We start from the raw sequence: 13,066 nt of genomic DNA, 5'->3' as shown, positions 1-13,066 counted from the left end.
TGACAGCAATATGAGGCGCGCCGGATCACTTGGCGGCGCTGGCGATGCCGCCCTCCGGCGCCGGCGAGGCGGGCGTGGCCAGCCGGCTGGCGCGGCCGCCTTGCTCGACCGTGACGGCATCGGCGCCGACTTCCTTGAGCACGATGCCGGGCGCGACTTCGTCGCCGACGCGCCAGGCCACGGGCGGGCCGCCGTCGATGCTGAACACCGCGGCGCCGTCCGTGCCGGCGGCGATCACGCCGAGCACGCTGATCTGCGTGCGCAGCACTTCATCGCGGCCGAACCACAGCGCCACCGGCATGTTGTCGGCCGCGCGCGGGGCGGGCGCCGACACGGCGGCGGGCAGGGCGGGGGGCTTGGGGGCGAGCAGCACGGCGCCCCAGACGCCCACGCCGGCCGCCAGCGCCAATATGGCAAGGGCGCGGAACATCGCGGGGGCGGCGGGCGGGGACAGGCGCAGGGACAAAGGCATGAATGAAACGGCGGAAAGAGAATGGACGCGCAAGCGCCACGGATGCGCCCGACTCTAACAGCCGATCGTGACAAGTCCGCGAAAGCGCATCGGCGGTCCGCGGAGGCCGGCTTGCCGGCCCCCGCCTTTGTTGCCGTCTGTATCGCACTCGAAAAAAAAGCTGATCCGTCGATCAACGATTCCTTTCTTTGCTTCATCGGTCGTTCACCTTGCGACGCCACTATGTGGGCCACCTACAAAGCGGGTTTCGAAAGGGAAAGAACATGCAGGTATTGAAGTGGAAGCGCTGGGGCGTCGCGTTGGCGACCCTGGGCGCGTTGGCCGGCTGCGGCGGCGACAAGAGCGATGACGACACGCCGGCGACGCCGCCCGCGGTACAGCCAGGCGGCGGCTCGGCCACCAAGGTGTTGTTCATCGGCGTCGACGGCCTGACCTATGACGCCTATCGCCAGGGCGTGGCGGACAAGTCCCTGCCCAACCTGGCGCAACTGACGGTGACCCGCTCGTGGACCGGCGGCGTCACCGGCGCGGTGACGCAGCAGCCGACGCTGTCGGCGCCCGGCTGGGCCACGCTGCTGACCGGCCAATGGGCCGACCAGCACGGCGTGCGCAGCAACGCGCAGGGCCAGGCGCCCAAGACGCCGACGCTGTTCCAGCGCGTCAAGACGGCCAAGCCCGCCGCGCGCACCGCGGCGGCCTTCAACTCGTCGCTGCTGGCCAGCCTGAACGGCAACGACCGCGACGCGGGCTTCCTGCAGAGCCTGACGGACTGTGCCGGCGTCGACGATTGCGTCGCCAGCCAGGCGCGCGACCGCATCACCGAAGGATACGACGTGGTGGTGGCGCAGTTCGGCGCCGCCGAACGCGCCGCCGCGAGCGGCGGCTTCGGCGCCGGCTACCAGGCGACCCTGCGCCAGACCGACGCCGCGCTCGGCGCGTTGCTGGCGCAAGTGGCCGATCGCCGCACCGCCCATCCGGACGAGAACTGGCTGGTGGTCGTGGCGTCCAGCCATGGCCTGGACCGCACCGGCGCCAGCGACGGCCTGCCGCTGTCGCCCAACAAGACCACGCTGCTGGCCATGAATCGCCCGCAGATGCTGGGCGGCAGCGCCGACGACGCCTCGTTCGACGGCGCCTGGAACGCCGCCTGGTACGGCCTGCCCAGCGGCGCCGACGCCGCGCCCACCATCCTGGCGCACCTGGGCGCGCTGCCGGCCGCCGGCCAATATGACCTGGCGGGCGCCTCCCTGTTCGAGGCGGTGGCGTTGCGCCGCGCGTCCAGCCGCACCTCGATGGACAACAAGAGCGTGTCGCTGAACTGGACCCGCGTCGGCACGCCCACCGGCGAGATCGTGATCACCCGCGACGGCAAGGAGATCGCGCGCCTGCCGGGCACCGCCACCGACTACGTCGATACGGGCTTCACGTTCACCACCGAAGGGCTGCATGAACTGAACTACGCCATCTCGGTCGGCAATGCCGTGACCTCGGTGCGCGCCACCGTGGTCTACACCGCGCCGGTGCCGCTGCTGCCGGCGCTGCGCACCGGTCTGACGATGCTGTTCCCGTTCGAGGGCAACCTGACCGACAAGGCCGCGGGCGGCGGCGCCATCACGCCGTACGACGGCGTCCAGGCGCCGGTGTTCACCGACCGCGGCGTGTTCGGCAAGATGTTCCAGAACGAGCGTTCGGGCGATCCGACCGGCGCCTTCAAGCTGGATTACCCGGCCGGCCTGCTCGACAGCGTCACGGCGTTCACCATCGGCTTCTGGTACCAGTCCGACGGCACCGCCAACGACCGTTCCATCCTGGGCAACAAGGACTACAACTCCGGCGGCAACCCCGGCATCACCATCGCCCAGTGGGCCGGCCCCGAGCTGCGCTTCAACCTGGCCGGCGGCACCCGCGTCGACATCAACGGCGTCAAGTTCACGCCCAACAAGCCGGTCTACGTGGCGATGGTCATCGACAAGACCGCCAAGACCATGGCCGCCTATGTCTACGACACGGAAATGGGCTGGTTCAGCCGCTCGATTTCCACCGGCACCGTCAACTTCGCCCAGATCGCCGGCGTGTTCGGCCCGCACCTGGGCCTGAACGAGGACGGCAAGGGGACCTACGGCGTGTGCTGCGCCGGCACCAAGGGCCCCTACACCATGTACTTCGACGACCTGGCCTTCTGGTCGCGCGCCCTGACCGAAACCGAGGTCAAGTCGCTGGCCCTGTCCGGCAAGTCCGTTTCCGAATTGTTTCCCTGATGTCCCGAGGATAGATACGACATGAATACCGCTTCCCCGATCCTGCGCGCCTTCCTGCGCCTGGGCGCCGTGCTGATGGTGGCCGCCACCTTGACCGCCTGCGGCGGCGACAAGGACGACGACGACAGCAACCCTGGCAACCAGCCCGACACGCCGACCCAGCCGGCCAAGCCTCTCCTGCGTTGCGCGCCCTGAGCCCGCGCCATTTTTCAGCATTCAAGGAATCGCATCCGTGACGTCCCATAAAGACCCGATCCACGCCGGCAAGCGCCGCTTCCTGCGCAACGCCGCCGCCTCCGGCGCCGGCCTGACCGCCTTGTCGATGTTCCCGCCGGCCATCCGCCGCGCGCTGGCCATCCCCGCCAACAACCGCACCGGCACGATCAATGACGTCGAGCACGTGGTCATCCTGATGCAGGAGAACCGCTCGTTCGACATGTACTTCGGCTCGTTCAAGGGCGTGCGCGGCTTCGGCGACCGCATCACGGTGCCGCTGCCCCAGAACCGCTCGGTCTGGGAACAGACCAACGGCACCCGCGTGGTGCTGCCGTATCACCTGGACAGCACCAAGGGCAACGCCCAGCGCGTGTCCGGCACCCCGCACGACTATCTCGACGCCCAGAACGCCTGGGACGGCGGCCGCCTGTACCAATGGCCGCGCTACAAGCAGAACCAGTCGATGGGCTACTACACGCGCCAGGAACTCGGCTTCCAGTACGCGCTGGCCGAAGCCTTCACGCTGTGCGACGCCTACCACTGTGCCTCGCACGGCGGCACCAACACCAACCGCCTGTTCCACTGGACCGGCACCAACGATCCGCTGGCGCAGGGCAACGGCCCCTCGACCCGCAACCAGTGGGACGGCCTGGGCGCGTCCACCATCGGCTGGACCTGGAAGACCTACCCCGAGCGCCTGCAGGAAGCCGGCGTGAGCTGGAAGGTCTACCAGAACCTGCCCGACAACTTCACCGACAACCCGCTGGCCGGTTTCCGCCAGTTCCGCAAGGCCTATGAGTTGTCCGGCAACGACCCCACCGCCGGCAACCCCAGCCCGCCGGCCTGGACGCCCGCGGCCGACGCCACCAATCCGCTGTACAAGGGCGTGGCCAACACCATGGCCAGCGATAACGGCCTGCTGCAAGGCTTCCGCGACGACGTGCTGAACGGCTCGCTGCCGCAGGTGTCGTGGATCGTGGCGCCCGCGGCCTATTCGGAGCACCCCGGCCCGTCGAGCCCGGTGCAGGGCGCCTGGTACATCCAGGAAACGCTCAACGCCCTGACGGCCAATCCGGACGTCTGGAGCAAGACCGTGCTGCTGGTCAACTTCGACGAGAACGACGGCTTCTTCGACCACGTGCCGTCGCCGGCCGCGCCGTCGCTCAACCCGGACGGTTCGATGGCGGGCGCCTCCACCATCAACACCGACCTGGAGCGCCACATCAAGCCGTCGCTGCAGGACGCGGCCGACAACCGCGTCTACGGCCCCGGCCCGCGCGTGCCGATGTACATCGTCTCGCCCTGGAGCCGCGGCGGCTGGGTCAATTCGCAGGCCTTCGACCACACCTCGGTGCTGCGTTTCCTGGAAGCGCGTTTCGGCGTGGCTGAAAAGAACATCAGCGCCTATCGCCGCGCGGTGCTGGGCGACCTGACCTCGGCCTTCAACTTCGCCACGCCCAACAACGAGCAACTGCCCGACCTGACGCTGCTGACCAAGGCCCAGGCCGACCAGACCCGCGCCGACCAGCAGGCCCTGGCGCAGGTGCCGCTGCCGGACACCGCCACCCAGGTCAAGCCGAAGCAGGAAACCGGCGTGCGCTACTCGCGCGCGCTGCCCTACGAACTGCACACCAGCGGCCGCGCCCAGCCGGGCACCAGCGCCATGTGGCTGGTGTTCGCCAACACCGGCAGCGCCGCCGCGGTGTTCCACGTCTACGACCGCCTGCACCTGGACCGCCTGCCGCGCCGCTACGCGGTCGAGCCCGGCAAGCAGCTCGAAGGCAGCTGGGATGCGGCCGCCGACGGCGGCAAGTACGACCTGTGGGTGATGGGGCCGAACGGCTACCTGCGCCACTTCGCCGGCGACCTGGCGCTGGCCCGCACCGAGGAGCTGGGCGCGGAAATCCGCGTCTGCTACGACATCGCCAACGGCGACGTCTACACCAGCTTCATCAACAGCGGCAAGAAGGCCTGCACCTTCGTCATCACGCCCAACGCCTACTACACCAACAATGAGAAGTGGACGTTGACGGTGCCGGCGGGCAGCCAGGTCGAGCAGTCGTGGTCGCTCAAGGCCAGCGGCGCCTGGTTCGACTTCACCGCGCGCCTGAACGAGGATCCGGCCTACATCCGCCGCTTCGCCGGCCGGGTGGAGACGGGCAAGCCGTCGGTCACCGATCCGGCGATGGGCCTGTAAGCGCGCCACCCGCGGCGCGGCCGGCAGCGGCCGCGCCGGGCGCAACGCCCCGCCTCGCTCCTGCCCGGGGGGCGAGCCGGGGCGTTGTTGCGTGTGGCGCGCCGGTTACGGGATGGCCTGCGGCTCGCGCGCCCGGAACGCGGCGGCGCAGGCGTCGCAGATGGCGGTCGTGATGCCCTGGCGGGCGTGTTCGCGCCGTTCCAGCATGCCGATGGCGCGCGCCGCCGGCCCCAGGTCGCCGGGCAGCGGCAAGATGCGCAACTGCGGGCTGTCGCTCCAGTTCGAGCCGTTGATGAGCGGCAGCAGGGTCACCCCGACTTCCTGGCGCACCAGTTCGACCAGGGTCTCGATCGCGTTCAGTTCCAGGAATTCGTCCAGCGGCACCGCCAGGCGCCGCAGCAGCCGGTCGATCTGCAGACCGGTGCGCTGGGTGCGGTCAAAGCGCAGGAATGGATTGCCCGCCAGCACCTGGCGGGCGTCGCGGCCGGCGGCCGAGGGCGGGGCGATCACCACCAGCGGCTCCTCATACAGCGGGGTCCAGCGGGTGCTGGCCATCTTGCGGCCCGCCTCCACCAGGAAGGCCGCGTCCAGTTCGCCGTCCTCGACCTTGCCGGCCAGCTCGCTGGCCTTGCCGGACAGGATGCGCACGTCCAGCTTGGGGTGCGATTTCTTCATGCCCGACACCACCTTGGACAGCGTCCCCATGCAGGACACGATGCTGCCCACCGAGACCGATCCGGCCAGCTCGCCCGGCACCGTGCGCGGCAGCCGCATACGGTCATATAAATCCAGCAAGTGCTTGATTTCCGGAAGTAATTCCCGGCCGGCGGCGTTGAGAATGGCCAGCCGTCCGCTGCGGTCGAACAGCTCGCGCCCCAGCTCGGCCTCCAGCGAGCGCATCTGGAAGCTGACGGCGGCCTGCGTCAGGGCCACCTGCTCGGCCGCCTCGGAGAACGAACCATGGTGGGCGACGGCCAGGAAAGTGCGCAGGAATCGGATGGTGCTCATGGGGTCAATTCACAAAAATTTCTTTTATGACTGAACAAAAAATCAAATTGATTTAATTAGATCACGGGAGTACCTTCGCCTGCTTACCTATATGAGACAGGCGCCATGAAATCCTTCGACTGGGTCAACCCGTATCCCTCCATCCGCATCCCGCTGTTCGCGCGCAACGTGGTGTCCACCTCGCACCCGCTGGCGGCCCAGGCCGGCCTGCGCATGCTGCTCAAGGGCGGCAACGCGGTCGACGCCGCCATCGCCGCGGCCGCCGCCATCGTGCTGGTCGAGCCGGTCTCCTGCGGCCTGGGCGGCGACTGTTTCGCCATCGTCTGGGACGGCCAGGAACTGCATGGCCTGAATTCCTCCGGCGTGGCCCCGGCCGCCTGGAATGTCGAATACTTCAAGCGCAAGTACGGCGTCGGCGCCGACGGCCTGGCGATCCAGCCCAAGCGCGGCTGGGACGCGGTGACGGTGCCCGGCGTGGTCGCCGGCTGGGCCGCGCTGCACGACAAGCTCGGCAAGCTGCCGTTCGAGCAACTGTTCGAGCCGGCCATCGAGATCGCCGAGCGCGGCTATGCCGTGCCGCCGGTGGTGGCGCACAAGTGGGCCGCCGCCGCCAATGAACTGAGCAACCAGCCGGGCTATGCCCAGGCCTTCATGCCCGAGGGCCGCGCGCCCAAGGTCGGCGAGCACTTTCGCTTCCCGGACGCGGCCAACACGCTGCGCCGCATCGCCGCCTCCAAGGGCCGTGATTTCTACGAAGGCGAGCTGGCCGAGCGCATCGCCGCCTTCAGCCAGGAATGCGGCGCCGCCATGACGCTGGAAGACCTGCGCGCCTACCGCCCGGAGTGGGTCAAGCCGATCTCGCGGTCCTACCGCGGCTACGAGCTGCACGAGATCCCGCCGAACGGGCAGGGCATCGCCGCGCTGATCGCGCTGGGCATCGTCGAGCGCTTCAACATCGCCGACATGCCGGTCGATTCGGTGCAATCGCAACACGTGCAGATCGAGGCCATGAAGCTGGCCTTCGCCGACCTGTACAAGTACGTGGCCGACCCGCGCTCGATGGAAGTCACGCCCGAGCAGATGCTGTCGGACGACTACCTGGACAGCCGCGCCAAGTTGATCCGCCTGGACGGCGCCACCCATTTCGGCGCCGGCCGTCCGGCCGCCGGCGGCACCGTCTACCTGACCGCCGCCGACGAGAACGGCATGATGATTTCGTTCATCCAGTCCAATTACATGGGCTTCGGCTCGGGCGTGGTGGTGCCGGGCACCGGCATCAGCCTGCAGAACCGCGGCGTCGGCTTCTCGATGGATCCCAAGTCGGCCAACGTGGTCGAGGGCGGCAAGCGGCCGTTCCACACCATCATCCCGGGCTTCCTGACGCGCGGCGGCAAGCCGGTCATGAGCTTCGGCGTGATGGGCGGCGACATGCAGCCGCAGGGCCACCTGCAGACCGTGATCCGCATGGTCGACTACCACCAGAATCCGCAGGCCGCCTGCTGCGCCCCGCGCTGGAAGGTCAACCGCGATTTCTCGCTGGATATCGAGACCAATATGAAGGCTTCCACTATTGCGGGCCTGAAAGACCTCGGGCATGCTTTGAAATCCGTGGACGACCCGTACATGGACTTCGGCGCCGGACAATTCATCTGGCGCATGTCCGAAAGCGACAACGAGCTCGGCTACGTCGCCGCCAGCGACAGCCGGCGCGACGGCCAGGCCGTGGGCTTCTGACCTGCGCATTGCAGCCACAAGGGGAATAAACACAATGAAACGCTTGACCATGACCTTCGGCGCCGGCTTGCTGGCGCTGGCCGCCGGCGCCGCTTGCGCCCAGAACATCCGCATCGGCCTGCAGGAAGATCCGGACGTGCTGGACCCGCACCGCGCGCGCACCTACGTCGGCCGCATCGTCTTTACCTCGCTGTGCGACAAGCTGGTGGACATCGATCCCAAGCTGCACTTCGTGCCGCAACTGGCCACTTCGTGGTCGTTCAGCCCGGACAACAAGGTGCTGACCTTCAAGGCGACGCGCTGTTCCATGACGGCACCAAGTTCGACGCCGCGGCCGCCAAGGCCAACCTGGAACGCGCCATGACGCTGCCCGACAGCCTGCGCAAGGGCGAGCTGGGCTCGGTCGACAAGGTCGACGCGCCCGACGCCACCACGCTGGTGCTGACGCTCAAGCAGCCCGACGCCACGCTGCTGGCGCAGCTGTCCGACCGCGCCGGCATGATGCTGTCGCCCAAGTCGTTCGCCGACCCCGACGTCGCCGCGGTCGGCCGCAAGCCGATCTGCTCGGGTCCGTACAAGTTCGTCGAGCGCATCCAGAACGACCGCGTCGTGCTGGAGAAATTCGACCAGTACTACGACGCCAAGGACTACGCCTTCAAGCGCATCACCTTCCTGCCGATCCCGGACACCACCGTGCGCCTGTCGAATCTGCGCGCCGGCGACCTGGACCTGCTCGAGCGCCTGAACCCGTCCGACGCGCCGCAGGTCAAGAACGACGCCAGCCTGACCTTCGCGCCGGTGGCCGGCCTGGGCTTCCAGCAGTTCATGTTCAACGTCGGCAACGGCAAGCGCGCCGAGGACAACCCGTTCAAGAACAAGCTGGTGCGCCAGGCGTTCCAGCTCGCCATCGACCGCAACGCCATCAACGAAGTGGCCGGCGGCGGCATCTTCGAACCGGCGCAGCAGCCGTTCCCGCCCGCCAGCCCCTACCACAGCGACAAGTTCCCCGTGACCAAGCGCGACGTGGCCAAGGCGCGCGCGCTGCTCAAGCAGGCCGGCTTCGACCGCGTCAAGGCCGAGGTCATGTTCGGCAACAACACCACCACCTCGTCGGTGGCCGAGATGGTCCAGGCCATGGCCTCCGAGGCCGGCTTCGACCTGTCGCTGCGGCCCACCGAATACGCCGCCCTGCAGAAGGAATCGGCCGGCGGCAACTTCCAGGTGGTGATGCTGGGCTGGTCGGGCCGGGTCGATCCGGACGGCAACATCCATACCTTCGTGACCTGCAAGGGCGCGCTCAACGACGGCCACTACTGCAACCCGGAAGTGGACAAGCTGCTCAACGAGGCCCGCACGGTGCCGGATGAAACCAAGCGCCGCGCCATCTACGACCAGGCGCAGACCATCATCCAGGACGAACTGCCCGGCATCTACAACTACTACCAGCCGTGGCCGTTCGCGCTGGCCAAGAAGGTCAAGGGCTTCGTGCCGTACCCGGACGGCATGATCCGCCTGAAGGGCGTGACGTTCGCGCAGAAGTAAATCGGTGCGCGGCGGTTCGCCGCCGCGCCCGCCGGCCACGCGCGCGTGGCCTTTTGTTTTCTACGGTTTTTCCACATGCTTAAACTCATCTTGCGCCGCATGATCGTCGCGATACCGACCCTGATACTGGTGTCGATGATCGTCTTCATGCTGCAGAAAATCCTGCCCGGCGATCCGGTGCTGACCCTGGCCGGCGAAGAGCGCGATCCCGCCGTGCTCGACTACCTGCGCGACAAATACCGCCTCAACGACCCGCTGCCGATGCAGTACGCGGCCTGGGCCGGCCAGGTGCTGCAGGGCGACCTGGGCAAGTCGCTGCGCACCGACGTGCCGGTGACCACGCTGATCGCCCAGAAGCTGCCGGTGACCTTGCAGCTGGCGGCGATGGCCATGTTCTTCGCGCTGCTGGTGGGCATTCCCATGGGCATCGTCGCCGCCGTGCGCAAGGGCAAGCCGGTCGAGATGGGGGCCAACATCGCCGCGCTGTCGGGCATGTCGATCCCCAATTTCTGGCTCGGCATCATCCTCATCATGGTGGTGTCGGTGCAATGGAAGCTGCTGCCGGCCTCGGGTTACGTCTCGCCGGCCGAGGACTTCTGGCTGTCGATCAAGACCATGCTGATGCCGTCGCTGGTGCTGTCCACCGCGATCGCCGCCTACCTCATGCGCCACACCCGGTCGGCCATGCTCGAGGCGCTGTCGGCCGACTACGTGCGCACCGCCCGCGCCAAGGGCGTGTCGCCGCGCCGCGTGGTGCTGCGGCACGCGCTGCGCAATGCACTGATGCCGATCGTCACCCTGGTGACGCTGCTGTTCGGCGAATTGCTGGCGGGCGCGGTGCTGACCGAGCAGGTCTTCACCATTCCGGGCTTCGGCAAGCTGGTGGTCGACGCAGTCTTCACGCGCGACTACGCGGTGGTGCAGGGCGTGGTGCTCTGCGTCGCGGTGGGCTTCATCCTGATGAACCTGCTGGCCGACATCCTCTACATCCTGGTCAACCCCCGCCTGAGGCACGCATGAGCGCCATTCCCGCAACGGCCGCTGCCGTCACGCCGCCCCGCAGCCGCAACCGCGCCTGGGGCAAGTTCAAACGCAATCACGTCGCCATGCTGGGCCTGGGGATCGTGCTGTTCTTCGTGCTGCTGGCGCTGCTGGCGCCGCTGATCGCCAACCACGATCCGTTCCAGACCAGCTTCACCACCATCCGCAAGGCGCCGTCGGCGTCCTACTGGCTGGGCACCGACGAGCTCGGCCGCGACATCTTCAGCCGCATGGTCTATGGCGCGCGCGCCTCGCTCATGGCCGGCCTGGTGTCGGTGCTGATCGCGCTGGTGGTGGGCGTGCCCTTCGGCCTGGCCGCCGGCTACTTCGGCGGCTGGACCGACAGCTGCATCTCGCGCGCCACCGAGGCGCTGCTGGCGATCCCGTTCCTGATCCTGGCCATCGCGCTGGCCGCCTTCCTCGGGCCCAGCCTGACCAACGCCATGATCGCCATCGGCGTGTCGGCCGCGCCCAAGTTCGTGCGGCTCACGCGCGGGCAGGTGCTGGCCGTCAAGAGCGAGGACTACGTGCAGAGCGCCCGCGCGCTCGGCGCCTCGGACCTGCGCATCATCTGCCGCCACGTGTTCCCCAACGTGATGCCGCCGCTGATCGTGCAGGCCACCATCACCATCGCCACGGCCATCATCGCCGAGGCCAGCCTGTCGTTCCTGGGCCTGGGCCTGCAGCCGCCCAACCCGTCGTGGGGCTCGATGCTGAACACGGCCAAGAACTTCATGACCCAGGCGCCCTGGATGTCGATCTTCCCCGGATCGGCCATTTTCCTGGTGGTGCTGGGCTTCAATCTGCTGGGCGACGGGCTGCGCGACGCGCTGGATCCCCGTCAGGACAAGTAATCATCATGGCAACTATGGATCCCAAACGCGTCGTCCAGGTCAACGACCTGACCGTGCGCTTCAAGACTCCGGACCGCGTCGTCGAAGCGGTGCGCAACGTGTCGTTCCACGTCGATCGGGGCGAGACGCTGGCGATCGTCGGCGAATCCGGCTCGGGCAAGTCGGTCACCTCGCTGGCGCTGATGCGCCTGGTGGAGTACGGCGGCGGCCGCATCGTCAACGGCGGCATGCAGCTGCGCCGGCGCAACGGCGAGGTGCTGGACCTGGTCAACGCGCCCGACAGCACGCTGCAACGCGTGCGCGGCGCCGACGTGGCCATGATCTTCCAGGAGCCGATGACCTCGCTCAACCCGAGCTTCACGGCCGGCAACCAGATCGCCGAAGCGCTGCAACTGCACCAGGGGCTGGACGCGGCCGCGGCGCGCGCCGAGACGCTGCGCATGCTCGAACGGGTGCGCATCCCCGAGGCCCGCGCCATCCTCGACCGCTATCCGCACCAATTGTCCGGCGGCATGCGCCAGCGCGTCATGATCGCCATGGCGCTGTCCTGCAAGCCGCAACTGCTGATCGCCGACGAGCCCACCACGGCGCTGGACGTCACCATCCAGGCCCAGATCCTGCAGCTGATCCGTCAGTTGCAGGAAGAAATGGACATGGGCGTGATCTTCATCACCCACGACATGGGCGTGGTGGCCGAAGTGGCCGACCGGGTGCTGGTCATGTACCGCGGCGACAAGGTCGAGGAGGGCGGTTCCGACGAAGTCTTCGCGCGGCCGCAGCATGCCTACACCCGCGCCTTGCTGTCGGCCGTGCCGCGCCTGGGCGCCATGCACGGCACCGACGAGCCGGCCCCGTTCCCGCTGCTCAAGGTCGAGGACGCGGCGCGCCCTGGCGCGCCCGCCGAGCCCGCCATGGCGGCGCCGTCCACCGTGCGCCGCGAGAACGGCCCGGTGCTGAAGGTGCGCGACCTGACCACCACCTTCGACATCACCGGCGGCATCCTCGGCCGCGTGCAGAAGCGCGTGCACGCCGTGGAGAAGGTCAGCTTCGACCTGTATCCAGGCGAGACGCTGTCGCTGGTGGGCGAGTCCGGCTGCGGCAAGACCACCACCGGCCGCTCGCTGCTGCAGTTGGTCAAGAGCCGCGGCGGCTCGATCGAATTCGACGGCCAGAACATCGGCGCGCTGCGCGGCAGCGCCATGCAGACGCTGCGCCGGCACATCCAGTTCATCTTCCAGGATCCGTTCGCCTCGCTCGACCCGCGCATGACGGTCGGCTACTCCATCATGGAGCCGCTGCTGATCCACCGCGTCGCCAGCGGCGCCAAGGCGCAGGAACGGGTGCGCTGGCTGATGGACAAGTGCGGTCTCGTGCCCGAGATGATCGACCGCTATCCGCACGAGTTCTCCGGCGGCCAGCGCCAGCGCATCTGCATCGCGCGGGCCCTGGCGCTCAATCCCAAGGTGGTGATCGCCGACGAATCCGTGTCGGCGCTGGACGTGTCGATCCAGGCGCAGATCGTCAACCTGCTGCTGGACCTGCAACGCGAGCTGGGCGTGTCGTTCCTGTTCATCTCGCACGACATGGCCGTGGTCGAACGGGTCAGCCATCGCGTGGCGGTGATGTACCTGGGCCAGATCGTCGAGATCGGCCCGCGCCGCGCCATCTTCGAGAACCCGCAGCATCCATACACCAGGAAGCTGATGGCGGCGGTGCCGATCGCCGATCCGCAGCGCCGCCACCG

Annotated in this window: 9 protein-coding genes and 1 pseudogene; 8 read left to right on the top strand and 2 right to left on the bottom strand. The window is 68.2% G+C overall.

From position 1 onward, the window contains the following. Nucleotides 1–25: 25 nt before the first annotated feature. Entirely contained in the window at nucleotides 26–472 is a 447-nt protein-coding gene (locus AOZ53_RS21710; protein WP_054432018.1) for a general secretion pathway protein GspC, read from the bottom strand. Nucleotides 473–735: 263 nt separating this feature from the next. Here AOZ53_RS21710 and AOZ53_RS33695 point away from each other — a divergent pair, with 263 nt between their 5' ends. Genes AOZ53_RS33695 through AOZ53_RS21700 form a run of 3 tightly spaced genes read left to right on the top strand, consistent with a single transcriptional unit; the run spans nucleotide 736 to nucleotide 5,143 of the window. After that, nucleotides 736–2,730, top strand: a complete 1,995-nt coding sequence (locus AOZ53_RS33695; RefSeq protein WP_082385728.1) for an alkaline phosphatase family protein — start codon at nucleotides 736–738, stop codon at nucleotides 2,728–2,730. A 21-nt stretch (nucleotides 2,731–2,751) separates the two neighbouring features. Then, complete coding sequence (locus AOZ53_RS34780) at nucleotides 2,752–2,925, top strand: hypothetical protein (protein WP_180180154.1); 174 nt, start codon at nucleotides 2,752–2,754, stop codon at nucleotides 2,923–2,925. A gap of 37 nt (nucleotides 2,926–2,962) precedes the next feature. Beyond that, nucleotides 2,963–5,143, top strand: coding sequence for a phosphocholine-specific phospholipase C (locus AOZ53_RS21700; protein ID WP_054478991.1), 2,181 nt, complete (start codon nucleotides 2,963–2,965; stop codon nucleotides 5,141–5,143). Nucleotides 5,144–5,248: 105 nt separating this feature from the next. On the opposite strand, the gene AOZ53_RS21695 is transcribed toward AOZ53_RS21700, so the two are convergent. After that, complete coding sequence (locus AOZ53_RS21695; RefSeq protein ID WP_054432016.1) at nucleotides 5,249–6,151, bottom strand: LysR family transcriptional regulator; 903 nt, start codon at nucleotides 6,149–6,151, stop codon at nucleotides 5,249–5,251. Nucleotides 6,152–6,256: 105 nt separating this feature from the next. On the opposite strand from AOZ53_RS21695, the gene ggt reads away from it, so the two are divergent. The 5 genes and pseudogenes from ggt to AOZ53_RS21670 form a co-directional block, all read left to right on the top strand. Continuing rightward, nucleotides 6,257–7,885 carry a gamma-glutamyltransferase gene (gene ggt, locus AOZ53_RS21690; protein ID WP_054432015.1) on the top strand — a complete coding sequence of 543 codons (1,629 nt, stop codon included), beginning with the start codon at nucleotides 6,257–6,259 and terminating at the stop codon, nucleotides 7,883–7,885. Between the two features lie 34 nt (nucleotides 7,886–7,919). Continuing rightward, nucleotides 7,920–9,427 (top strand): annotated as a pseudogene (locus AOZ53_RS21685) (ABC transporter substrate-binding protein). 75 nt (nucleotides 9,428–9,502) lie between these two features. Further along, nucleotides 9,503–10,447, top strand: coding sequence for an ABC transporter permease (locus AOZ53_RS21680; RefSeq protein WP_054432013.1), 945 nt, complete (start codon nucleotides 9,503–9,505; stop codon nucleotides 10,445–10,447). Then, nucleotides 10,444–11,322, top strand: coding sequence for a nickel transporter permease (nikC, locus tag AOZ53_RS21675; RefSeq protein WP_054432012.1), 879 nt, complete (start codon nucleotides 10,444–10,446; stop codon nucleotides 11,320–11,322). The genes AOZ53_RS21680 and nikC overlap by 4 nt, the downstream gene beginning before the upstream one ends. Before the next feature lie 14 nt (nucleotides 11,323–11,336). Beyond that, the coding region (locus AOZ53_RS21670; protein WP_156333473.1) for a dipeptide ABC transporter ATP-binding protein at nucleotides 11,337–13,066 on the top strand (1,730 nt) is incomplete at its 3' end.

Origin of the sequence: Achromobacter sp. 2789STDY5608621 (genome assembly GCF_001299375.1) — a bacterium.
Lineage (GTDB): Bacteria > Pseudomonadota > Gammaproteobacteria > Burkholderiales > Burkholderiaceae_B > Achromobacter > Achromobacter insuavis.
This window is presented reverse-complemented; position numbering and strand designations above follow the sequence as displayed.

What these genes read in the sequence shown, in the direction of transcription:
- AOZ53_RS21680 (WP_054432013.1), top strand. Translation starts at nt 9,503, where the DNA reads ATGCTTAAACTCATCTTGCGCCGCATGATCGTCGCGATACCGACCCTG.
- nikC (WP_054432012.1), top strand. Translation starts at nt 10,444, where the DNA reads ATGAGCGCCATTCCCGCAACGGCCGCTGCCGTCACGCCGCCCCGCAGC.
- AOZ53_RS21695 (WP_054432016.1), bottom strand. Translation starts at nt 6,151, where the DNA reads ATGAGCACCATCCGATTCCTGCGCACTTTCCTGGCCGTCGCCCACCAT.
- ggt (WP_054432015.1), top strand. Translation starts at nt 6,257, where the DNA reads ATGAAATCCTTCGACTGGGTCAACCCGTATCCCTCCATCCGCATCCCG.
- AOZ53_RS21710 (WP_054432018.1), bottom strand. Translation starts at nt 472, where the DNA reads ATGCCTTTGTCCCTGCGCCTGTCCCCGCCCGCCGCCCCCGCGATGTTC.
- AOZ53_RS34780 (WP_180180154.1), top strand. Translation starts at nt 2,752, where the DNA reads ATGAATACCGCTTCCCCGATCCTGCGCGCCTTCCTGCGCCTGGGCGCC.
- AOZ53_RS33695 (WP_082385728.1), top strand. Translation starts at nt 736, where the DNA reads ATGCAGGTATTGAAGTGGAAGCGCTGGGGCGTCGCGTTGGCGACCCTG.